This window comes from Stenotrophomonas sp. 2YAF26 (assembly GCF_052114625.1).
GTDB lineage: Bacteria > Pseudomonadota > Gammaproteobacteria > Xanthomonadales > Xanthomonadaceae > Stenotrophomonas > Stenotrophomonas indicatrix.
In genome coordinates, this window is record NZ_JBFRFC010000008.1 from 1 (window position 1) to 21,659 (window position 21,659).

At 66.7% G+C, this 21,659-nt stretch carries 19 protein-coding genes and 2 tRNA genes; 2 read left to right on the top strand and 19 right to left on the bottom strand.

Annotated elements, in window-relative coordinates:
- Positions 1–152: 152 nt before the first annotated feature.
- The 10 genes from pgaD to AB4Y98_RS10115 all read right to left on the bottom strand — a co-directional run bounded on the left by pgaD (position 153) and on the right by AB4Y98_RS10115 (position 10,930).
- A complete protein-coding gene (gene pgaD / locus AB4Y98_RS10070; RefSeq protein WP_223495760.1) occupies positions 153–644 on the bottom strand; it encodes a poly-beta-1,6-N-acetyl-D-glucosamine biosynthesis protein PgaD in 492 nt (163 codons plus the stop codon).
- A complete protein-coding gene (pgaC, locus tag AB4Y98_RS10075; protein ID WP_442244357.1) occupies positions 641–1,888 on the bottom strand; it encodes a poly-beta-1,6-N-acetyl-D-glucosamine synthase in 1,248 nt (415 codons plus the stop codon). The genes pgaD and pgaC overlap by 4 nt, the downstream gene beginning before the upstream one ends.
- 7 nt (positions 1,889–1,895) lie before the next feature.
- Complete coding sequence (gene pgaB / locus AB4Y98_RS10080; protein ID WP_442244284.1) at positions 1,896–3,803, bottom strand: poly-beta-1,6-N-acetyl-D-glucosamine N-deacetylase PgaB; 1,908 nt, start codon at positions 3,801–3,803, stop codon at positions 1,896–1,898.
- Position 3,804: 1 nt separating this feature from the next.
- The gene (gene pgaA, locus AB4Y98_RS10085; protein ID WP_442244285.1) at positions 3,805–5,844 is read right to left on the bottom strand and encodes a poly-beta-1,6 N-acetyl-D-glucosamine export porin PgaA; all 2,040 of its coding nucleotides are present in this window, start codon (positions 5,842–5,844) and stop codon (positions 3,805–3,807) included.
- A gap of 372 nt (positions 5,845–6,216) precedes the next feature.
- Positions 6,217–7,422 carry a CynX/NimT family MFS transporter gene (locus tag AB4Y98_RS10090; protein ID WP_223495754.1) on the bottom strand — a complete coding sequence of 402 codons (1,206 nt, stop codon included), beginning with the start codon at positions 7,420–7,422 and terminating at the stop codon, positions 6,217–6,219.
- A gap of 238 nt (positions 7,423–7,660) precedes the next feature.
- A tRNA-Pro gene (locus AB4Y98_RS10095) sits at positions 7,661–7,737 on the bottom strand.
- 138 nt (positions 7,738–7,875) lie between these two features.
- Positions 7,876–7,952: transfer RNA gene (locus AB4Y98_RS10100), tRNA-Pro, on the bottom strand.
- Positions 7,953–8,008: 56 nt separating this feature from the next.
- Positions 8,009–8,122, bottom strand: coding sequence for a cytochrome bd-I oxidase subunit CydX (cydX, locus tag AB4Y98_RS10105; protein ID WP_025876452.1), 114 nt, complete (start codon positions 8,120–8,122; stop codon positions 8,009–8,011).
- A 54-nt stretch (positions 8,123–8,176) separates the two neighbouring features.
- Positions 8,177–9,331 (bottom strand): cytochrome d ubiquinol oxidase subunit II, encoded by a 1,155-nt coding sequence (gene cydB, locus AB4Y98_RS10110; protein WP_025876453.1) that lies wholly within the window; start codon positions 9,329–9,331, stop codon positions 8,177–8,179.
- A gap of 15 nt (positions 9,332–9,346) precedes the next feature.
- Entirely contained in the window at positions 9,347–10,930 is a 1,584-nt protein-coding gene (locus AB4Y98_RS10115; protein WP_176020181.1) for a cytochrome ubiquinol oxidase subunit I, read from the bottom strand.
- A gap of 228 nt (positions 10,931–11,158) precedes the next feature.
- Between AB4Y98_RS10115 and cydD the strand changes: the two genes are divergently transcribed.
- Complete coding sequence (gene cydD, locus AB4Y98_RS10120; RefSeq protein ID WP_442244286.1) at positions 11,159–12,904, top strand: thiol reductant ABC exporter subunit CydD; 1,746 nt, start codon at positions 11,159–11,161, stop codon at positions 12,902–12,904.
- Positions 12,901–14,580: a thiol reductant ABC exporter subunit CydC gene (cydC, locus tag AB4Y98_RS10125; protein WP_442244287.1), complete on the top strand. Its 1,680-nt coding sequence runs from the start codon at positions 12,901–12,903 to the stop codon at positions 14,578–14,580. The genes cydD and cydC overlap by 4 nt, the downstream gene beginning before the upstream one ends.
- A 49-nt stretch (positions 14,581–14,629) precedes the next feature.
- Here the strand turns inward: cydC and AB4Y98_RS10130 are convergent, their stop codons facing one another.
- From AB4Y98_RS10130 to ccmC, 9 genes are all read right to left on the bottom strand, one after another.
- Entirely contained in the window at positions 14,630–14,974 is a 345-nt protein-coding gene (locus tag AB4Y98_RS10130; protein ID WP_223495745.1) for a DUF1294 domain-containing protein, read from the bottom strand.
- On the bottom strand, positions 14,974–16,086 hold the full coding sequence (gene metX / locus AB4Y98_RS10135; RefSeq protein ID WP_442244288.1) for a homoserine O-acetyltransferase MetX: 1,113 nt from the start codon (positions 16,084–16,086) through the stop codon (positions 14,974–14,976). Before metX ends, AB4Y98_RS10130 begins: the two co-directional genes overlap by 1 nt.
- 155 nt (positions 16,087–16,241) lie before the next feature.
- On the bottom strand, positions 16,242–17,234 hold the full coding sequence (locus AB4Y98_RS10140) for a tetratricopeptide repeat protein (protein WP_313249786.1): 993 nt from the start codon (positions 17,232–17,234) through the stop codon (positions 16,242–16,244).
- Positions 17,228–17,686, bottom strand: a complete 459-nt coding sequence (locus tag AB4Y98_RS10145; RefSeq protein ID WP_442244289.1) for a cytochrome c-type biogenesis protein — start codon at positions 17,684–17,686, stop codon at positions 17,228–17,230. Before AB4Y98_RS10145 ends, AB4Y98_RS10140 begins: the two co-directional genes overlap by 7 nt.
- A 4-nt stretch (positions 17,687–17,690) precedes the next feature.
- A complete protein-coding gene (locus tag AB4Y98_RS10150; protein ID WP_025876469.1) occupies positions 17,691–18,308 on the bottom strand; it encodes a DsbE family thiol:disulfide interchange protein in 618 nt (205 codons plus the stop codon).
- Positions 18,309–18,317: 9 nt separating this feature from the next.
- Positions 18,318–20,237 (bottom strand): heme lyase CcmF/NrfE family subunit, encoded by a 1,920-nt coding sequence (locus tag AB4Y98_RS10155; RefSeq protein WP_312787567.1) that lies wholly within the window; start codon positions 20,235–20,237, stop codon positions 18,318–18,320.
- Positions 20,238–20,699 carry a cytochrome c maturation protein CcmE gene (ccmE, locus tag AB4Y98_RS10160; protein WP_312787566.1) on the bottom strand — a complete coding sequence of 154 codons (462 nt, stop codon included), beginning with the start codon at positions 20,697–20,699 and terminating at the stop codon, positions 20,238–20,240.
- The gene (ccmD, locus tag AB4Y98_RS10165; RefSeq protein WP_312110982.1) at positions 20,696–20,881 is read right to left on the bottom strand and encodes a heme exporter protein CcmD; all 186 of its coding nucleotides are present in this window, start codon (positions 20,879–20,881) and stop codon (positions 20,696–20,698) included. The genes ccmE and ccmD overlap by 4 nt, the downstream gene beginning before the upstream one ends.
- Positions 20,878–21,642 (bottom strand): heme ABC transporter permease CcmC, encoded by a 765-nt coding sequence (ccmC, locus tag AB4Y98_RS10170; protein ID WP_442244290.1) that lies wholly within the window; start codon positions 21,640–21,642, stop codon positions 20,878–20,880. The genes ccmD and ccmC overlap by 4 nt, the downstream gene beginning before the upstream one ends.
- Positions 21,643–21,659 lie beyond the last annotated feature (17 nt).

Consider the following 21,659-nt stretch of genomic DNA (forward strand, 5'->3'; position numbering starts at 1 on the left):
GGGTGTCAGCCGCATGGATGCGGCTGCCAAGMCTACAAGGACGTACTTGCGGCGTCCCCGCAATCCGACACCGCCCCGCCTCCCACSGAATGCCAGCTGTTGCTGTTGCTTCGGCCTCTGCGGGTGCCGGGCGCCGCCCGGCCGAACCCCCGTTACCTCAACAGCTGCGCGGTCATGCCCAGCGGCCGTGCATGCTCATCCATGTGCAGGGTGATGGCCTTGGCACCGAACATCTGTTCGGCAAGCTGATCGCTGGCGCCCAGCGAATGGGCGATTTCCGCACGACTTGCGTCCTCGTGCGGGCCGCGCCGTTCCTTGCCGGCGAAGCGGTAGCGGTTGTACTCGGCCCAGGCGATCAGCAGCAGCGCACAGCACGCCAGGATCACCGGCAGGGCGATGATCACGAACGGGTCGAGATGCTGCTTGCGCTCGTACAGCTGCAGCCACGCCAGCTGCCCACCGAGCAACCAGGACACCAGCGTGACCAGCGGTGCCCACAGGTAGAAGTAAAACCCCCAGAACGCCAGGGTCACAAATCCCCAGGCGGTGCGCTGCAGGCGGGGCTGCTTGAGCGGCTTCTGGATCAGCCGCGAGTCGAAGCGGTTGGACGGCGTCCTGGCGGTCGTCTGGCGATGTGCGTTCATCGTATACCTCTGTCTGGGCTGACCCAGGTGGCACGCTTGCCACGCCGCCGGAGAAGGGTCTTCGGCAGCGCCACCAGCGTGGTGAACAGGCTGATCAACCAGTACGCCATCGGGTACCAGATGACCCAGAAATAGTTGCGGCCGATATGCGTTTCGTAACGCCTGTCGATGATCAGGCTGCTGGCGAACTGCAGCAGGCAGACCAGGGCCAGGATCACGCCATGCCATTGCGGCAGCAACGTGTCGATGTACAACGACGGCGGCATCGGGATGAACTTGCCCACTGCCCACAGCAGGATGATCACCAGCATGGTGTAGGCCCACAGCACGCTGAGGATGTATTCCAGCAGCACGCCCCACATCCGCCGCTTGCGCCAGCTGAACAACGATGAGCCGTGGCGCAGCAGGACTTCCACACCGCCCTGTGCCCAGCGCAGTCGCTGCCGCCACAGGCCTTTCAGCGTTTCCGGCATCAGGATGAAGCACAGCGCATTGGGCTCGTAACGGATGTCCCAATGATCCAGCTGCAGCCGCCAGCTGATGTCGATGTCCTCGGTGACCATGTCATCGGCCCAATAGCCGATGCGGTGCAGGGCGGTGCGACGGAACGCGGCAATGACCCCGGACACGGTGAAGATGCGGCCGTACACGCGTTGGGCGCGCTTGATCATGCCGATGATCGAGGAGAACTCCGCCACCTGCAGACGGCCGAGCAGGGTGGAGCGATTGCGGATCCGCGGGTTGCCGGTTACCGCACCCACGCGCGGGCCGCTGGTCAGGTGCCAGACCATCCAGTGCATGGCGAACTCTTCCAGCATGGCATCGCCATCGATGCACACCAGGTACTCCGATCTCGCGGCCAGCGCGCCCATGCGCAACGCATTGGCCTTGCCCAGGTTGCGGTCCAGATGGACCACGCGCAGGCGCGGATGAAGCGCTGCAAGCGCGTCCAGGCGGATGCCGGTGTCGTCGGTGCTGCCATCGTTGATGGCGATCACCTCGAAGTCCGGGTAGCGCTGGGCCAGTGCCGCGCCGAGGGTGTCGTCCAGGTTCGCCGATTCGTTGTGGCACGGGATCAGCAGGCTGGCGAACGGATACTCCGCCATCGGTGGTGGGTCGTTGCGCGGCCGCGACTTCCGCTCACGGCGGAAGAAGTAGTACAGGCCCCCGGACATCCAGAAGAACGCCATCACCATGGGGTAGAAGAAGGCGAACTGGAACATGGCGTTGAGCCACGGATTCATGTCCACGTCACTTCTCCGGATACGGGAAGTTGCGCGCGGACATCGCCGCGCGTGCATCCTGGGTCGACGGCTTGTCGGCGATGAAATCGTCCGGGTACCACGCGAAATGGCGCACGCCCTGTGCCTGCAGGCGGCGGATCTGCGCGCGCAGCTGTTCGCCGCTGATCGGCCGCTGCGTGCGCCAGTCCACGGTCTGCAGCTCGAACATCGTGTGCTTCAGCTCGGGGTCGTGCGCACGCACGGCCACCACCAGCTTGTCCAGCCAACGCTGCGGGCGGCGGCTGCCTTCCATCCAGGGCATCGCCATCAGCGCGGTGCGGTCGTAGGCCTTGTTGAACAGGTCCAGGCGCTGGGCGAACCACGCCGCGCTCTGCGGCTCCAGCACCGGCTGCGCGTACAGGTTGCGCACGGTGCCCAGCTTGGGGCGCCAGCGTTGTGCGCTGTCACGCAGTTCCAGCGTGAAATCAATCAGCGCCTGGGTGCGGCCGCCGTCGCTGCCTTCCTGCGGCAGCTGGGCAAGTTCGGTATCGCGCACGTAGCCGTCATCGTGGAACAGCAGGCCTTCGAAATACGAATTGATCGCCAGGTCTTCGTAGATGTCCTTGATGATCTGTCGTGCCTGCGGCTTGGTGAAATCCAGGCGGTACATGCCATCGCGTTCCGGGCTCTGGATGCCCAGCGCCGCACGCTGCGCGGCGTCGGGCAGTTCATAGCCCAGCACCGGCAACCACGCATACACCTTCACCCCGGCACGGGTTTTCAGCTGCCAGGCGACGCGGTTGAACAGGTCCGCGCGCATCGGCAGGTGGCGGTTCGGGAAGTACAGGGCATCGGCGGTGTTGTTGCCGTCCGGATCGGCGAAGGCCTGCAGGTAGACATGGGTCGGGCCGATCCGCTTCACCCGCTCGATCAGCGCATCCAGGTTGCGCGCCTGCTGTGCAGGGTCACTGTCGTAGACCGAGTCCATATCGATCTGCAGTGCACGGGTGCCGTCCAGATTGACGTTGCGGCGCAGCTCGAAGGCCAGCGAGGTGATGTTCGGATTGCTGGTCACCAGCAGGCGTGCCAAGCCATGCAGGTCAGCCGTCACCGGCGTGCTGCGACCTTCCAGGTCGAAGGACACCGGCATGCCCAGCTGCTCGGCGATGTCGTTGCTCAACTGGTTGTAGGCCGCATACGGCCAGACGATCGCTTTCGGGCGTACACCCAGTTCCTTCTCGATGCGCTGCACGCTGCGGCCGAGATCGTCGCGCAGGCGCTTCTCGTACTCCTGCGCGCTTTCGTAGCGCTGCGCCTTGGGGTCGTAGATGCGGGTGATCACCGCCGGGGTCTGGTTGCCCTGCGGGTTGGACTGCACGCCGTGGTGCAGGTTGTCGGTATGGCTGGCCAGTTCGATCAGGCCGCTGGCCTGCATCTCGCGCAGCTGGTCCCAGGTCAGGAAGTCGTCACGGCCGAAGGGACGGTAGCCGTAGTCGATGGTGCGTCCCGGTGCCATGTCCACGTAGTCGGTGATCACCGCCACCAGCGCCGGATAGTTGTACGCGCGCAGCAGGGGATAGACGCGGCTGTACACGCTGCGCAGGCCGTCGTCGAAGGTCAGCAGCACCGGCCGCGGCGGCAGCGTTGCTTCGCCGCGCGAGGCGTTGATCAGCTGTGACAGCGAGACCGGGTGATAGCCATGCGCGGACAGCCAATCCAGGTGTGCGGCGAAGTTCTGCGTGCTGACCGCGTAGGCGTCGCCGTCGGATTTTTCCAGCACATCATCGCGCACGTCGTGGTAGCTGAGCACCAGCAGGCCGTTGTCGGCCGCGTCCAGTTCCGTGGCTGAGACGGCGCGCTGGGCTGCGGCGGGCAGGGCGAGGGCCAGCAGCGCCAGCAGCAGTACGGTTGTCAGGTTGCGAAGCATCCGTTCCATCTCATTCTCCCCAGCGCAGCGCGGCATCGAAGCCGATATGTCGTTCACGTTGGCCGTCGTAGACCGGCCGCGACCAACTCACGCCGTACTCGAGGATCCGCCCTTGATCGAACTGCCATTCGTGGCGATAGGCCACGGTCGGAATGATTGAACTGCCAAAACCTTCCTGCCAGTAGTTGCCCACCGACACCGTCAGGCGATGGCGGAAGTGGCGCTCGTAATGGCGCCACAGCTGTTGGTCGATGCGCAGGCCCACTTCCACCGAGCGATCCCGCGAGGGGTTGAAGTAGGGCGCATCGTCGCGGCTGCCACGGCTGGTGTAGACGCTGCCCAGGCCATCGATCAACAGGCGCGGGCGGGTCAACAGCCGTTGTTCGATCGCACTGTTCAGCGTATCGCGGCGGTTGCCATCGTCGTAACGGAACTGGCTGCCACCGAAGCTCCAGTGGGTGCGCTCGTTGCGCGTGTAGTCCACTGCAACCGCAACGCTGTCGGCGGTGATGCCGGCCACGCGTGCCTGCATCGAGGCTTCCGGGTCATTGCGGGCAGCGGTTACGCCGGCATGCCAGCGATCATTGAACTGCCAGCCGAAGCCGCCGCGCAGGCCGGTGTCGCCGATGCTGTCGTTGGGGCGCGTCACCGCCGCCTCGGCATCGAGGCGGTCGAAGCGGTAGCGCACGCCGGCACCGATCCACAGCGGATCGATGTCCTGGTCCTGGAAGCTGACCGAACGGCGGTCGGCGAAGGCAAACAGGCGCCAGCGGTCGTTGAGAACCGGCGAGGCCACTTCCACGCCGTAGTGCAGGTCGTCGTTGCCCAGCGGCGAGGTGCCGCCACCGCCGGAACTGCGGCCACCCTCGACCTTGGCCAGCAGCTGCCAGCCGCGATGGGCGCGCCAGTCGCGGTCCATGCGTTGCACCGCCGGCTGGCTTGGATAGCGAGCCAGCAGGTCGTCATGCAGCGGCCGCGCCAGGTCGTCGCGTTGCAGCTGCACGTAGGATTCGTACATGCCCAGGCGCGGCGCGATGTCACGCGGGTCCAGGGTATAGGCCATCTGGTGGCGCTCAAGTGCCCGCCGTGGCCAGCCGCGCAGCTGGTAGACGCTGCCCAGTGAAGTCTGCAGGCTGCCATTGCCCGGGCCGACCTCGACCAGGGCTTCCAGTTCGCGCTGGGCCGTGGGCAGGTCGCCGCTGTAGGCCCGCACCATCCCCAGGTTCAGGTCGGCCTCGTAGCGCGCCCAGTTCTGGAAGGGGGTCTTGCCGCCGCCCCAGCGCCAGGCCGGTTCGTCCTTCTGCCAGGCCTGCAGGTAGCCCACCGCCTTCTCCGCCTGCTCGGTTTCCAGATAGGCATAGGCCAGCTCCGAGCGTGACTCGAAGCGTGAGGGATCGTTCTTTGCGGCGGCCTCCAGCAAGGGAATGGCCTCTTCCGGGTTCTGGGTGGCCATCAGCGAGTCGCCTACGGCTGGCAGCACGTAATCAGGCAGTGCATGGCCTTCGCGCTGCAGCGCCCGCGCCTCGTCGCGCACCTGCGCGTGGCGGGCCAGGCGGTTGAGCAGGATCAGCCGGTCCATGCGGATCCGCAGCGGCGCTTGCGCCAGCGCGGTGCCATCGCGCTCGACGTACTGCTCCATTTCCGCCAGCGAAGCCTCGGCCTCGTCCAGCCGGGTGTCTTCGCTTTCCCCGTAGGCCAGGCTCCAGTTGACCAGTTTGGCCACGTAGTTGGCCTCCAGCCGCGCTCTCTGGTCCTGGTCGAACAGGTTGGGCCGGGCCTGGTAAAGCCTCCAGGCACGATGGGCGTTGCCGATGTCGCCCAGGGTCAGTACCTGCAGCTTGTACAGCAGGTCGTCGTTGGGCTCGCGCAGCTGCGCCCGCTCGATCGCCGCCAGCGCATCGACCCAGCGTGCCTGGTCACGGTAGTGCCCGATCTCGGCGAGCCGGTCGGCGCGCGTTATCACGGTGGGCGGCGGGGCCGCATCGGCCCAGTACGCCAGAGTGGCGCAGGCCAGACCGACGCACAGCGCCAGTGGACGGTGAACAACCATGAGACCCCCTAAGCATCCATTGCTGAACGATGTGCTGAAAAGTGTGACGCACATCACATGCCAACTATAGCTGACGCTCTGCCAAAGCGCCTACTTCCTATCCGTACCTTGTTGACGGAGAGTCCTTGGATGACCGGCCAGCCCTGTCGCAACGCGTTGTCGCGCATACACTTTCCGCTGTCCACTGGAACGGCACGGGGCAGCCTGAGGCCGCCCTGTGGGGGCGCACCACGCTGGCAGGGCCGGTTCTGGACACGAAACGGGTCAGCTTTGGACACGCTACGTCACCCGCTGCGGTGGCGGTGTGTAGATCGCGGTAGTGGGGTGTGTGGGTCCAGCTTCACGGCGGCGGGCGTCAGCCCGCCGGTCCGGTCACCACAGGTCTTCCAGCTTGCGCGGCTTGCAGGCCACCCACGAGGCGCACAGCATCAGCAGCGCGCAGCCGAACAGGAAGGCGAAGGGCAGGGTCCAGCCCTCGCTGACGGTGTGCAGCCAACCGACCAGGAACGGGCCCAGGCAGCTGAAGCTGTAGCCCACGCCCTGCATGAAGCCGGACAGGGCCGCCGAACCGGTGGGGGTGCGCGTGCGCAGATTGATCAGGGTCAGCGCCAGCGGGAACGTGGACGGCCCGACGCCCAGCAGGCAGGCCCACAGCAACGGCGCCTTCATCGGGGCGAACAGCAGGCCGGCGAAAGCGATGACGAAGGCCGAGAAGCCGATCAGCACCAGTGGGAAGGGATTCTGCAGGCGTACCGCCAGCGATGGGATCACCAGCGATGGCAGCAGGCCCAGTGCCGAAAACACCGCGACCATCACCCCGCCGAAGGCAGGCGTGGCGCCGGCTTCGACCACGATGCGCGGCAGCCAGGTGAACATCGAATAGGTCATCAGCGAGGTCATGCCGAACATCAGCGTCATGCTCCAGCCCAACGACGTACGCCAGACCCTGCCGTGCGGCTGCGCGGTGGGATCGTTGCTGTCCAGCACCGGTTTCGGTGCGCGGCGCGCCAGCAACAGCCATGGCAGCGTGGCGGCCAGCGCCAGCAGCGCCCACATGCCCAGCGACACCCGCCAGCCTGCGGCGTTGGCCACCGGCACCGCCAGCAGCGCCGGCATCATCGTGCCCAGCTGCAGCACGCTGATGTACAACGTGCTCATGGTGCCGACCTTGTTGGCGAAGTAGCGCTTCACCAGCGGCGGCACCACCACGTTGCCGATACCCATGCCCGCCAGTGCGATCACCGAGCCCAGCAGCAGGGTGCCGACATTGCCGGCGCTGGAGCGCAGCAGCAAACCGGTGGCGGCCATCAGCATGGCCAGCAGGGTGGTGCGCTCAAGGCCCAGGCGTCGTGCCAGCGCCGGGGTGGCGACGCCGAACAGTGCGAACGAAGCGGTCGGCAGCATGCCCAGCACGCCGGTCATGGTGGTGCCGAAGCCGAACTGCTGGCCCAGCACGTCCAGCAGCGGGGTGATCGAAGTGACGGCAGTACGCAGGTTGACCGCTGCCAGCAGGATTGCGGCGAACGCCAGCAGGCGACCGTGCAACAACGATGGCGAAGGGGAGGTGGGGGACGTCATGCGGTGTTCCTTGCAGGTGGCGCACGCCGCGCAGGTGGCGTGCAGCGCCCGCACCGGACGGGGCCGGTGTGGCAGGTGGGGGAGTGGCGGCCATTGTACGTGGCCGGCCGCGTCGGGTCCTCGACCCCGCTCCGGTGCGTACGTGGCTGATGGCAGCGCAGCCGGCTGTCCCGGATTCCGGATACAAAAAAACCCGGAGGACACTGATGTCTTCCAGGCTTCTTGGTGACCACCGAAGTGGTCGGGGAGACAGGATTCGAACCTGCGACCTCTACGTCCCGAACGTAGCGCTCTACCAGACTGAGCTACACCCCGAAGGGAGCCGCCTATTCTAGCCATTTCCCCCGATGGCGGCAAGGGGGAGGGCCGTTCTGCTTCGCTGCCGTGGCAGCGACTCCTGCGGGAACAAAAAAGCCTGGAAGACTTCACCAGGCTTCAATGCGACCACCGAAGTGGTCGGGGAGACAGGATTCGAACCTGCGACCTCTACGTCCCGAACGTAGCGCTCTACCAGACTGAGCTACACCCCGAAGGAGCCGCCAAGAATACGGTGTGAAGGCCGTATCGGCAACCCTTTTTTACAGTTTCAACGCACTTCCTTGTCGGCGCGGGCGCTTTCGCGCGCTTCGAACCACATCCCGTTGAGGATGGCCACGACCGAAGCCAGTCCGGCGCCGAGAATCCAAGCGAAATACCACATGGTCAATCTCCTGTGTGCGAGGGGTGTGCCGACCCTGGGCCGGCACACGGGCAATCAGTACGCGTTGGGGTTGTCGTCCATGTCCTCGACCGTCGTCTTGCCCTTCAGCACGCGGTACACCCAGGTGGTGTAGGCGAGGATGATCGGCAGGAAGATGGCCGTGGCCAGCAGCATGACCCACAGCGTGAGGTGGCTGGACGAACTGTCCCAGACGGTCAGGCTGGAGGTGGGCTGGCTGGAGGACGGCAGCAGGAACGGGAAGATCGCAAAGCCGACGGTGAGGATGATGCCGGCAATGGACGCGCCCGAGGCGATGAAGGCCAGGCCGCCACGACGCGCGCGCAGCAGCACCGCACTGGCAAGCGCACCCAGCAGGCCCAGCACCGGGAACACCAGCGTTGCCGGCATGCTGCTGTAGTTGCGCAGCCAGCCACCTGCAGCGGACCCCAGTTCGGCGGTCTTCAGCAGCGGATTGGTCGGCCCGTCGGTCACCACCTGCGAGGTGATCTGGTAGCCCGGCAGGCCGAAGGCCACCCAGGCGCCGGCAGCGGCGAACAACACGAAGCTGATGATGGCGGCGATGCTGCCGTAGCGCGCTGCACGTTCGGCCACCGGGCCGTCGGTCTTGAGCACCAGCATGGCCGCACCGTGCGACACCAGCATGGCCACGCTGATCAGGCCGGCGATGAGCGCGAACGGCGTGAGCAGGCCGAAGAACGAACCGGTGTAGGTCACGCGCAGTGTGTCATCGAAGTGGAACGGCACACCCAGCAGCACGTTGCCCACGGCGACGCCGGCAATCAGGCCCGGCAGCAGGCCACCGACGAACAGCACGCGGTCCCAGTTGTCGCGCCAGCGCTTGGACGGCAGCTTGCTGCGGTACTTGAAGCCGACCGGGCGCAGGATCAGCCCGAACAGCATCGCAAACACCGCCAGGTAGAAGCCGGAGAAGCTGACCGCATACAGCGGCGGCCATGCGGCGAAGATCGCGCCGCCACCCAGCACCAACCAGACCTGGTTGCCTTCCCAGACCGGGCCGACGGTGTTGATCACCAGCCGGCGTTCTTCATCGGTCTTTGCCACGAACGGCAGCAGCGTGCCGACGCCAAGGTCGAAACCATCCATGACGGCCCAGCCGACCAGCAGGATGCCGAGCAGCAGCCACCAGATCACGCGGAGCGTGGTGTAATCAAGTGCAATGAATTCCATCTGGATTCTCCTGCCTCAGGCCTGGCCGGGGGCAACGGCATTGGGGGAAACAGGGCGGATGTCGGCCTGCAGCGTCGGCAGGATGTCGTCCGGGCCCTTGCGGACCGCCTTCAGCATCAGCTTGATTTCGATGATCAGCAGCACCGTGTACAGGCTGGTGAACACCGCCAGCGTGGTCAGGATTTCATGCAGTGCCAGGCCCGAAGCCGCATAGAAGGTGGGCAGCACGCCGTCCACTGCCCACGGTTGGCGACCGTACTCGGCCACGAACCACCCGCATTCGATCGCGATCCACGGCGCCGGCAGGCTCCACACGGCCAGCTTCAGGAACCAGCGCTTGTCCTGGAAGTTGTTGCGGCACGAGTAGTAGAAGGCCAGCGCGAAGAAGGCGATCAGGTAGAAGCCCAGCCCGGCCATGATGCGGAAGGTCCAGAACAGCGGCGCCACGCGCGGTACGGTATCCATCGCGGCCTTGGAGATTTCCTCCGGCGTCGCGTTGAGGATGTCTTCGCGGTAACGCTTCAGCAGCAGGCCATGGCCGAGATCCTGCCAATGGCGATCAAACATTTCACGCGCTGCAAGATCGGTCTTGTCCTTCTTCACCCGTTCCAGTGCGCCATAGGCGATCTGGCCACCGCGGATGCGGTGCTCGGCACGCTCCACCAGTTCCAGGATGCCCGGAATCGGCTGGTCCAGCGAACGGGTGGCGATCAGGCCCATCAGGTATGGGATCTTGATCGCGTAGTCGTTGGTGTGGGTGTCCTGGTTGGGAATGCCGAAGGCGGTGAAGTCGGCCGGCGCACGCTCGGTCTCCCACATCGCTTCGATCGCCGCCAGCTTCATCTTCTGGTGCTCGCTGGCGGCATAGCCGCTCTCGTCACCCAGCACCACCACCGACAGCGAGGACAGCAGGCCGAAGGCCGCGGCCACCGCGAACGAACGGCGGGCCATGTCCCTGTGCTTGTTGCGCAGCAGGTACAGGGCGCTGATGGACATCACGAAGATTGCACCGGTCACGTAACCGGCACTGACGGTGTGCACGAACTTGGCCTGCGCCACCGGGTTCAGCAGCACCGCGGCGAAGTCGACCACTTCCATGCGCATGGTTTCCGGGTTGAACACCGCACCGGTCGGGTTCTGCATCCAGCCGTTGGCGATCAGGATCCACACCGCCGACAGGTTGGTGCCCAGCGCCATCAGCCAGGTCACGGTGAGGTGCTTGACCGGGCTCAGGCGCTTCCAGCCGAAGAAGAACAGGCCGATGAAGGTCGCTTCCAGGAAGAACGCCATCAGGCCTTCGATGGCCAACGGCGCACCGAAGATGTCACCCACGTAGTGGCTGTAGTACGACCAGTTCATGCCGAACTGGAACTCCATCACCAGGCCGGTGGCCACGCCGATGGCGAAGTTGATGCCGAACAGGGTGCCCCAGAACAGGGTCATCTGCCGCCAGACCTGCTTGCGGGTCATGACGTACACGCTTTCCATGATGGCCACCATGAAGGACAGGCCAAGCGTGAGCGGTACGAATAGGAAGTGGTACATCGCGGTCAGAGCGAATTGCAGCCGCGACAGTTCTACGACTGTCTGATCAATCATGGCCTGGCTACCTCGTTGGATAGTGCCGTTGCAGGTGGCGGGAAGGGTGGTCTACGGGGTGAATGATGTGACCGACTACTTCAAACAGCCTTGATCCAGATCAATGTATGAACAGGTATTCAGGAGGATCGTATGCCAACCCGATGAAGACTGCGACCGCCGGCCGCAGGGGAAGGCTGTTGCCTGCGCCTACAATGCCGTCCATCCCCCTGCTGCCTGTGAAGAGCCTTGAGCGCTGCCGAACCGACCGCTGACGCCCCTGATCGGGATGACGAATCGACCCGCCTGCGGCGTGTGCGTACCGCCTGGCTGGCCGATCTGGCCCGTGCCGCGAAGGGGCGGCAGCGGCTGGCGTCGCTGTGCATCAGCGTGTCCGGTGCGCTGTTGATCGCTCAAGCTGCCGCCATCGCCTGGCTGGTGCAGCAGGTGCTGGTCGAGCGCGTGCCGCTGGCCCAGGGCCTGCCGGTGCTGGCCGCGTTGGCGGTGATCCTTGTCGTGCGCACCCTGCTGGGCAGTGCCACCCAGGCTGCGGCGGGTGACGTTGCCGATGCCGCACGCCTGTCCCTGCGCGAGCGTGTCTTCGCGCGTCTGCTCGGGCACGGCCCATTGTGGCTGCGGCAGCGCCGTACCGGTGAACTGGGCGAGTTGATGCTGCATCACGGCGATGCGATCGAGAACTACTACAGTGGTTTCCTGCCGGTGCGCACCGAAGTGGTGGTGGTGCCGTTGTTGATCCTGGCTGCTGTGGCCTGGGTGGATTGGGTAGTTGCACTGATCCTGCTGTTCACTGCGCCACTGGTGCCGTTTTTCATGATGCTGGTGGGCTGGGGCGCCGAAGCCGCCGGGCGCGCGCAGCTGGGCGAGCTGGCGCGGATGAGTGGGCACTTCGCCGATCGCATCAAAGGCCTGGGCCTGCTGCGCCTGTATGGCCGTGGGGAGGCCGAGCTGGCCGGCATCGAGGCTGCGGCAGAAGGTGTGCGCGTGCGCACGATGAAGGTGCTGCGCATCGCTTTCCTGTCGTCCACCGTGCTGGAATTCTTTGCCTCGGTCAGCGTGGCGATGGTTGCGTTGTATCTGGGCCTGAGTTATCTGGGCCTGATGTCGCTGCATGCGTCTGTGCCGACGCTGGGGGCGGGCTTGTTCTGCCTGCTGCTGGCACCGGAGTTCTACGCACCGTTGCGGCGCCTGGCCGCGCACTATCACGACCGTGCCAATGCACTGGCCGCCGCCGCCGAGGTGGAGCGTCTGCTGCAGGTGCTGCCGGAAGACGAGACAACTACAATCGATGGCAGTGTGCCGCTGGCACCGGAGCCAGCCGAGGCCGCCCTGCCGCCACTGCAGGCGCACGGTCTGGTATTGCGTCCGTTGGGCGCTGCCCACGATGTGCTGCAGAATCTGGACCTGCAGCTGGAACCGGGCCAGCGTCTGGCCCTGGTCGGCCCCAGTGGCAGCGGCAAGAGCACGTTGCTGGAGGCGCTTGCCGGTTGGCTGCCGCCGCGTGCCGGCCGGGTGCAGCTGCGGCCGGGGCTGCAGGTGGCCTATGCCAGCCAGCGTCCCTATCTGTTCCACGGCACCATCGCCGAGAACCTGCGACTGGCCGATCCCGGTGCCAGCGACGCGCGCCTGCGCGCCGTTGCCGAAGCCGCCCAGGTGCTGCAGTTCGCACAGCGCCTGCCGCAGGGGCTGGATACGCTGATCGGCGAGCGCGGCTTTGGCTTGTCCGGTGGCGAAGCACGTCGCATCGGCCTGGCGCGCCTGCTGCTGCGCGATCCGCAGGTGCTGCTGCTGGACGAGCCGACCGCGTTTCTCGATGCCGAAACAGAAGCAGCGCTGCTGCGCAGCCTGGCCGCCTATGCGCGCGGACGCAGCGTGGTGGTGGCCACCCACAGCCCGGCGGTGATCGCCTGGGCCGACCGCTGCCTGCTGTTGCCCGAAGGGCGCCTGGTTGAGCCGGCGCAGGCGGTACGCGTATGAGCCGCTCTGCCGATTCGCTGCGCACGGTATTCCTGCGTCATCGCCCGCGCCTGCTGCTGGCAGTGCTGCTGCTGTGGACCACGATGCTGGCCGGCACCGCCCTGCTGGGCCTGTCCGGTGGCTTCCTCACTGCTGCAGCGCTGGCCGGTGCAGCGGGCCTTGGCCAGGGCTTCAACTTCTTCACTCCGTCGGCCGGCATCCGCGGCCTGACCATGGCGCGCATCGCATCGCGCTACTTCGAAAAACTGGTGGGGCATGATGCCACCCTGCGCATCGCCCGCGACCTGCGCGTGTGGTTCTTCCGTCGCGCGCTGCCACTGGCCCCGGCACGGCTGGGTGCGACCCGCACCGGCGATCTACTGGCGCGGCTGCTGGGTGACATCGGTGAAATCGATGGCCTGCTGGTGCGTGCCATCGGCCCGCTGCTGGCGCTGGGCGCGTTGACGTTGGTGGGCGTGGGCTCGGCAGCGTTGATCCTGCCATCGGCAGCGGTGCTGCTGGCGGTACTGGCGTTGCTGATCGGCATCGGCGTGCCGTGGCTGGGCGTGAGGGGACATGACAGTGAAGAGGCCGACCGCGCTGCACATCGTGCGGCGTTGCGCACGGCGGCATTCGAGGGGCTGGAAGGGGCGGCTGATCTGGCCGCGCTCAACGCTGGCAATGCCTGGCAGTTGAAGGTGCGGGTGGCGGCCAAGCAGGTGGCCTCGCGCGATCGTCGTCGACGCCTGCGGCTGATCGCTGCATCAACGCTGCATGGTGTGCTGGCCGGGCTCGGCCTGGTAGCGATGCTGGCACTGGCGCTGCATGCGGCCGAGCAACAGCGCATCGCGCCGGAAATGGCCGCCGGGCTGGTGTTCCTGACCGTGGCGATGATTGAACTGTGGGCGGGCATGGGCCTGGCCTGGCAGGCGCTGCAATCGGGCCGCATTGCGGCCGCGCGCCTGCAGGGCATCGTCGAGCAGGCACCTTCGGTGCAGGAGCCGGTGTCGCCGCAGCCGCTGGCGCCGGCGGCGACCGTGCATTGGGACGATGTGCACTTCCAGTGGCCGGGCGCCGCACGGCCGGTGCTGCGTGGCCTGCAGCTGACGCTGGCACCGGGCGAGCGCATCGCCATCCGTGGCGACAGCGGCAGCGGCAAGACCACCTTGTCGAGCCTGCTGCTGCGCCTGTGGGATCCGCAGCAAGGGCGGTTGACCTACGGTGGCCAGGACCTGCGTGATGTCGCCCAGGCCGATTGGCACCGGCACCTTGCGTGGCTGCCGCAGAACGCGCCGGTGTTTGCCGGCAGCGTGGCCGCGAACCTGCGGCTGGGCGATCCCGAGGCCAGCGACGAGGCGTTGTGGGCGGTGCTGCAACGGGTACGGCTGGGTGAATGGGCCGAGCGCAACGGCGGCCTGCAGGCGTGGGTGGGCGAGAACGGCGCAACGATGTCGGCCGGCCAAGCGCGGCGTCTGGCGCTGGCGCGCGCGCTGCTGCGCAATGCACCGATCCTGCTGGTGGATGAGCCCACCGAAGGCCTGGACGTGGATACCGCGCGCGCACTGCTGCAGGACCTGCCGGCACTGCTGGAAGGGCGCAGCCTGCTGATGATCACCCACGATGACCTGCCCGCGGGTGTGGTGGATGTGCAGTACCGGTTGGTGGACGGGGGGCTGGTCCGCGAACCGCTTCGGTAGATGCCGACCTTGGTCGGCTATCCACGCGTGGCGTGGATCTACAGGGCAGCTAGCGCGAAAACGCGCGCAGCATCACCGCGATCGAGGCCACGTTGGCCAGGACGCACAACCAGAACACCCACTGGAACGGCGCCTTGCGATGTTTGTGGCGGAACAGCGCCTGGCCGAGCAGCGCGCCGGGCCAGCCGCCGGCAAAGGCCAGCAGCTGCAGCGTGCGTTCGGGCGTCCTCTGCTGTTTTCGCTGCGCGGCGCGCTTGTCGTGTCCATACAGGCCGAACGACACCGCACTGGCCAATGCACACCATGCGCCCAGCCACAGCGGAAACACGCCGGTTGCGGTCAAGCCGATCAACGCACCGAGCGCGGCCAGTGCGAGATTGCGCCGCCACGCCACTACAGTTCGTCGAGGAAGCCGCGCACGGCCGGGCCGAAGCGCTCGAAGTCGACCAGGAACGCGTCATGACCCTGTGGCGATTCCAGGCCGATGAAGCGCGCGTCCGCGCCACCAGCGCGCAGGCCATCGGCGACCTGTTGCTGCTGCTGCACCGGAAACAGGATGTCGGTGTTGGCGCCGATCGCCAGTGCCTTGCCGACGCGGATGCTGGCCAGTCCGGCCAGCACATCGCCATCGCCATACTCGGCCAGATCGAACCAGTCCATCGAGCGGCTCAGGTACAGATAGCAGTTGGGATCGAAAAAGCGCACGAACCGGCGTGCATGGCCTTCCAGATAGCTCTCGACCTGGAATTCCAGGCCGAACGGATCATCGTCGGCCTGGTCTGAATCCAGCCGCACGCGACCGAAGCGGCCATCCCATTCCAGCGCCGAGCGGTAGGTGATCACGCCCAGCTTGCGTGCCATGCGCATGCCCGATTCCGGGTACGCCTCATTGTCGTAGTGGCCACCGTTCCAGTGCGGGTCCAGGCGGATCGCTTCGCGCTGCAGCGAACGGATGGCGATCGAGAACGGCAGGGCCTGCGCGCTGCCGGAAATGTTGATATGGCTGCGGGCGATGCCCGGGTGCAGCAGCAACACCGCCAGCGCCGTCATCCCGCCCATGGAATTGCCGATCACGCAGGCGAGTTGTCCGATGCCCAGTGCGCGCACCACGTCGATCGCCGCGCGTGCGCCGTCTTCGATGGACAGTTCCGGGAAATCCAGGCGATACAGTTCACCGTTGGCCGGATTGATCGAGGCCGGGCCGGTGGAGCCCTTGCAGCTGCCCAGCGAGTTCACACAGACCACGAACCAGCGATTGGTATCGATCGGCTTGCCGGGGCCAACCATGGCTTCCCACCAGCCTGGCGCAGGATTGGCTTCGTTGGCCGCCGCATGCGCGTCGGGCGACAGGCCGGTGACGACCAGGATCGCGTTGCTGGCGCCTGTGTCCAGCGTGCCCCAGGTTTCGTAGGCCACGCGCGCACCATGCAGGGCGCCGCCGCGTTTGCACGGAAAGGGTGAGGGCAGGGCATGGAAGCGGGTGCCGGGCGGAATGAATTCGGTCATGGGGGCATTCTAGCGGGGCGGCATGTGCAGCTGGCGACACGCTGGTTTCCATGCGCTGAGGCCCAGGTAGTACCGGCCGCTGGTCGGCAACCACGCATCCACATCGAACATCGTGACGTTGCCGGCCAGCGGCCGGCACTACCGGGGATGTCGTGTTACGGGAACCGCAGTTCGACCACACCGTCATGTGGCAGGCTGACCTTGACCGGCGTGGTTTGCAGGTCCTCCGCGCTGCGATTGGCGCTGCCGCTGCGCGAAATGCGCGCCAGTACTTCCACTTCGCGATGCGCCGACAGTGGCGCAGTCGGCATCGGGCTGTCGCCGTCGCCCAGGCCGACCGTTGCAGGGAAGCCGACCAGGGGCAGCCTGCGTGCAGCCACCGGCATCGGCGGGCCGCCCACTGCGCGTGCCAGCACGAACACCTGGGTGCTGGCCGGCCAATCACTCGCTTTCAACGATGCGGGCAGGTGCACCCGTACCTGCAGCAGCGCCGGTGCAACCGCTGTCGGAGTGTCCGACGGCTGGCCGGCCGCCTCGCGGGCGATGGCGATCTGCGCCTGCAGCGCCTGCGCGGCACCCGGCTCCAGGCGTGGCAGCAGCGTGCTCCAGAGTTCGGCGGCCTCGGCATTGCGGCCCCGCTGGCGCAGGGCAATGCCAAGCAACCAGCTTGCGCGCTCGGCCTCGGGCGACAAGGTACGTGCGCGCTGCAGCCATGCCAGCGCGGTGTCATCGAACTGCTTACCAGGATCGGCCTGGGCCCGTGCCTGCGCGGCCTCGACCAGCACGCCCGGTTCGTCCGGTGCAAGGGCTGCGGCGCGGTTGAAGGCGTCGGCCGCAGCGGCGACATTACCCAGCTCAGCCTGCGAACGGCCCAGCAGCGCCCAGCCATCGGCGCGCTGCGGGTCACGCTGCAGCGCCTGCTGCAGTGCCTCTACGCCGTCACGCAGGGTGGCGACCGAGGGTGCGGGCTGCACCTGTGCCGCGCGGGGATTGCCGACCAACAGGTACAGGCAGGCACCGGCTACGCCCAGTGTCACCACCCCCAGCACGAAGCTGCGACGGCCTTGCTGGCGCAGCGGCCACAGCACTATTGCCGCCAACAGCGCAGCGGCCACTGCGGCGACCATCGGCAACCACTGCGTCACCAGTCCTCTCCCTCGGTTGAATTCGCCGCAGCGGATGCATCCATCTGCCGGCTGCGACGACGGACGATGCCCACCACCACCAGCGCGCCAGCCCCCAGTACCAGCAGCGGACCGCCCCACAGCAGCCAGGTGCCCGGTTGCAGTGGCGGTTGATAGAGCACGAATTCGCCATAGCGGGCGACCAGGAACTGCTTGATCGCGGTGTCGTCCAGGCCCTGCTGCATCAATTGCAGCACTTCACGGCGCAGGTCCTGCGCGATCTGCGCATTGGAATCGGCCAATGACTGGTTCTGGCACTGCACGCAGCGCAACTGCGCAGCCAGGTCGTGGAAGCGCGCTTCCTCGGCGGTATCGCGGAACATCAGCGGCCGCGCATCATGCACCGGTTGTTGGGCGAGGCCGGAGTTCGGCGCGACCAGGGTCAGTGCCAGCAGCAGGGGCAGCAGCCAGCGCATGCGCTTACGGCGAGGCGTGCAGGGTGTTGCCGGCATCGCCCTGGGCCTTTTCAAGCTTTTCCAGCGCCGGAATCAACTTCTCATCGACCACCTGCTGGGTCATCGCGCCGCTGTACTTCCAGCGCACGATGCCACTGCCATCGACCAGGAAGGTCTCCGGTGCTGCCGTCACGCCCCAGTCGATGGCGGTGCGGCCTTCGATGTCGCTCAGCACGACCATGAACGGGTTGCCCAGCTGTTCCAGCCAGTGCAGCGCGTCGGTCGGTTCATCCTTCCAGTTGTAGCCGATCACGCGTACGCGCTTGCTCTCGGCGAAGCGGGTCAGCACCGGATGTTCTTCACGGCAGGCCGCGCACCAGCTGCCCCAGACGTTGAGCAGGTACGGCGCGCCACGCAGCTCCTCGCTGCGCACGATCATCTGCGGGTCATGCAGCACCGGCAGCGCGAACGCCGGCGCCGGCTTGTCGATCAGCGCCGAGGGCAGCACGTCGCGCTGCGGATCGCCCGATTTCATCACCCCGTAGATCATCAGGCCAAGCAGGCCGAAGAAGAACAGGACGCCGATCACGATGGCTACCGGCGGCAGCGGGCGGGAAGGGCGTGGGGCGGGTGACTCGGACATGGGGAACTCCTACGGACGACGAAAGCGGCGATCGGCAGCGGTGATGAATCCGCCCAGGGCCATCAACAGCGCGCCCAGCCAGATCCAGCGCACGAAGGGCTTGATGTGCACCCGTACCGCCCATGCATTGTTGCCCAGCGGCTCGCCCAATGCCACGTAGACATCACCGCTGAGTCGTGCATCGATGCCTGCTTCGGTCATCACCTGGCCGCCGCTGGCGTACTGGCGCTTCTCTGGATGCAGCAGGGCCAGCTCGCGACCGTCGCGCAGCACCCGCAGATGGCCGCGATCAGCGATGAAATTGGGGCCTTCGCGGTGGTCCACGCCCTCGAAGCGCACTTCGTGCCCAGCGACCACCACCTGCTGGCCCGGCGACAGCGCCACTTCGCGCTGCACGTTCAACGCTTCCACCAGCAGCGCGCCGGCCAGGAACACCGCGACACCGGCATGGGCGACGATCATGCCAAGCATTTCGGCAGTGAAGCGGCCATTGCCACGCAGGCGCTGCCAGACGAACCGGGCGGTGCCCAGCCCAACCCAGGCCGCAGCCGCAACGCCGATGCCGGCCTTCCAGCCATTCTGCGGCGCCTGCCACCAGGCCCAGGCGCCAAGCAGCACGGCCAGGCCCGCCCATGGCAGCAGCAATGCCAGTGCGCGCGAGGGTTGGTCGCGCTGCCACTTCACCAGCGGACCGAACGGCAGCAGCATCACCATCGGTGCCATCAACAGCAGGAACAGGCTGCCGAAGTACGGTGGACCCACCGAGATCTTGCCCAGCGACAGCGCATCGGCCAGCAGCGGGTAGAGCGTGCCGAGCAGGACCATCGCGCAGGCGCTGGCCAGCAGCAGGTTGTTGGCCAGCAGCAGGGTTTCGCGCGAGGTGGCGGTGAAGCCACGGCGCGGATCGCCGGCATCCACGGCCAGGCGTGGTGCGCGCAGCGCATACAGCAGCAGGCTGCCACCCACCAGCACCGACAGGAAGATCAGGATGAACAGCCCACGCGAGGGATCGGCGGCGAACGAATGCACGCTGGTCAGCACGCCGGAACGGACCAGGAAGGTGCCCAGCAGCGACAGCGCGAACGCCGCGATGGCCAGCAGCAGCGTCCAGCTGCCGAAAGTGCCGCGCTTTTCAGTCACTGCCTGCGAATGGATCAGTGCCGCGCCAACCAGCCACGGCATGAAGCTGGCGTTCTCGACCGGGTCCCAGAACCACCAGCCGCCCCAGCCCAGTTCGTAGTACGCCCACCAGCTGCCCAGTGCGATGCCCAGCGTGAGGAAGCCCCAGGCGACGTTGGTCCAGGGCCGCGTCCAGCGTTGCCAGCGTGCATCGACGCGGCCTTCCAGCAGCGCCGCCACGGCGAAGGCGAAGGGCACTGCGAAGCCGACGTAGCCCAGGTACAGCATCGGCGGATGGATGATCAGCCCCGGATCCTGCAGCAGCGGGTTGAGGTCACGGCCTTCCAGTGGCACCGGGTTCAAGCGCAGGAACGGATTGGAGGTGAAGATCAGGAAGGCGAGGAAGCCGACGCTGACCACGCCCATCACCGCCAGCACGCGCGCCTGTACTGGTGCCGGCAGATGGCGCGAGAACAGCGCCACCGCGCCGGTCCACAGCGCGAGCACCAGCGCCCACATCAGCAGCGAGCCTTCGTGCGCACCCCACACCGCCGAATAGCGGTAGATCAACGGCAGCAGTGAATTGGAGTTCTCGGCCACGTAACGCACCGAGAAGTCCTGCTGCACGAAGGCCGCGGTCAGTACGGCGAAGGCACCGGCCAGCAGCACCAGCTGGGCAAAGGCCGCCGGGCGGGCAATGGCCATCCATGCGTCATTGCCGCGCTGCGCACCCACCAGCGGCAGCACTGCCTGCAGCAGTGAGGCCAGCAACGCGCACAGCAGGAGGATCTGACCGAATTCGGGAAGCACTCAGCGCACCTTGGGCGCCGTGACCGGCACATCGTGCTTGCGATGCGCATCGCCCATCTTGTCGGCCACTTCCTTGGGCACGTAGTTCTCATCGTGCTTGGCCAGCACCTCGTCGGCGACGAAGGTGCCGTCCTGCAGGCGACCGCTGGCGACCACGGCGGTCCCCTCGCGGAACATGTCCGGCAGGATGCGATCGGTACTGACCGGCAGCGTCGCATCGCCGTCGGTGACCACGAAGTGGGCCTGCAACGAGCCGCTGGGTCGATCGAAGGAGCCCTTGACCACCATGCCGCCCAGACGGAAGCGCGACTGCGCATCCACGTCCCCGCGCAGCACTTCCGAAGGGGTGTACAGGTAGGCGATGTTGCGCTGCAGGGCGAAGGCCACCAGCGTGGTGGCCAGCCCGGAGGCAAGCAGCAGCAGGAGCACCCAGATCATGCGGCGTCGCTGTACCGGCGTCATCGGCTGAGCTCGGTTGCCAGCGGCGCCTGTGCCGACGCGTTGCCGCGCGCCTGCAGCCGCTGCTGGCGGCGTTGCGCCAGCTGCCGGGCGCTGCGCAGGCGCAGCCACGAGCCCAGGGCATCGCAGCCCAGCACCAGCAGGAATACCGCGAATGCGGCGATGAGGTAGGGCAGGTGGGTCATCGCCGTGCCTCCCCATCCGCGGTGCCGAAGCGCTCGTCGATCCAGGCCTTGCCGGCCTCGCGCGCGATGTTGTCGGCGCGCGCCTTGGCCAGCAGCGAGCCGACGAACCACAGTTTGGTGGCGACCACCATCCACCACAGCGGGGCGATCAGTTCCGGCCGCACGGCGTTCTCGCCGAACACGTTGATCGACTGGCGCTGGTGCAGCGCGCCCCACCAGTCCACCGAATAGCGGATGATCGGCAGCAGGCCCACGCCGACGATGGCCAGCAGGCCGGCCGCGCGTGCGGCGCTGCGGCGGTCTTCGATGGCGTGGTACAGGCCGATCACGCCCAGGTACAGGAACAGCAGGATCAGCTCGCTGGTCATGCGCGGGTCCCAGTCCCACCAGGTGCCCCAGGTGCCCTTGCCCCAGATGCTGCCGGTCAGCAGGGTGATCAGGGTGAAGCCGGCGCCCATCGGCGCACAGGCCATCGCCAGGATCTCGCAGATCTTGATGCGCCAGATCAGCGCGATGGCGGCGTAGGCGGCCATCAGCGCGAACACGAACAGGCTCATCCAGGCACTGGGTACATGGATGTAGATGATGCGGAAGGCGTCGTGCTGGTTCTGTTCCGGCGGTGCCACGAACAGGCCCTGCCACAGGCCGATCAGCAGCACCGGAACAGCCGCGGCGTAAAATACGCGGGACCAGCGTGCGGCGAAACGATCGAACGTCGGGGGCGAACCGAGTTGATGGAACCAGCGGACGATCGGATTCATGCGTGGCGGCTATCCAG

Coding starts and splice junctions, on each gene's coding strand:
- pgaD (WP_223495760.1), bottom strand. CDS start 644: ATGAACGCACATCGCCAGACGACCGCCAGGACGCCGTCCAACCGCTTC.
- pgaC (WP_442244357.1), bottom strand. CDS start 1,888: ATGAATCCGTGGCTCAACGCCATGTTCCAGTTCGCCTTCTTCTACCCC.
- pgaB (WP_442244284.1), bottom strand. CDS start 3,803: ATGGAACGGATGCTTCGCAACCTGACAACCGTACTGCTGCTGGCGCTG.
- pgaA (WP_442244285.1), bottom strand. CDS start 5,844: ATGGTTGTTCACCGTCCACTGGCGCTGTGCGTCGGTCTGGCCTGCGCC.
- AB4Y98_RS10090 (WP_223495754.1), bottom strand. CDS start 7,422: ATGACGTCCCCCACCTCCCCTTCGCCATCGTTGTTGCACGGTCGCCTG.
- cydX (WP_025876452.1), bottom strand. CDS start 8,122: ATGTGGTATTTCGCTTGGATTCTCGGCGCCGGACTGGCTTCGGTCGTG.
- cydB (WP_025876453.1), bottom strand. CDS start 9,331: ATGGAATTCATTGCACTTGATTACACCACGCTCCGCGTGATCTGGTGG.
- AB4Y98_RS10115 (WP_176020181.1), bottom strand. CDS start 10,930: ATGATTGATCAGACAGTCGTAGAACTGTCGCGGCTGCAATTCGCTCTG.
- cydC (WP_442244287.1), top strand. CDS start 12,901: ATGAGCCGCTCTGCCGATTCGCTGCGCACGGTATTCCTGCGTCATCGC.
- metX (WP_442244288.1), bottom strand. CDS start 16,086: ATGACCGAATTCATTCCGCCCGGCACCCGCTTCCATGCCCTGCCCTCA.
- AB4Y98_RS10145 (WP_442244289.1), bottom strand. CDS start 17,686: ATGCGCTGGCTGCTGCCCCTGCTGCTGGCACTGACCCTGGTCGCGCCG.
- AB4Y98_RS10150 (WP_025876469.1), bottom strand. CDS start 18,308: ATGTCCGAGTCACCCGCCCCACGCCCTTCCCGCCCGCTGCCGCCGGTA.
- ccmE (WP_312787566.1), bottom strand. CDS start 20,699: ATGACGCCGGTACAGCGACGCCGCATGATCTGGGTGCTCCTGCTGCTG.
- ccmD (WP_312110982.1), bottom strand. CDS start 20,881: ATGACCCACCTGCCCTACCTCATCGCCGCATTCGCGGTATTCCTGCTG.
- ccmC (WP_442244290.1), bottom strand. CDS start 21,642: ATGAATCCGATCGTCCGCTGGTTCCATCAACTCGGTTCGCCCCCGACG.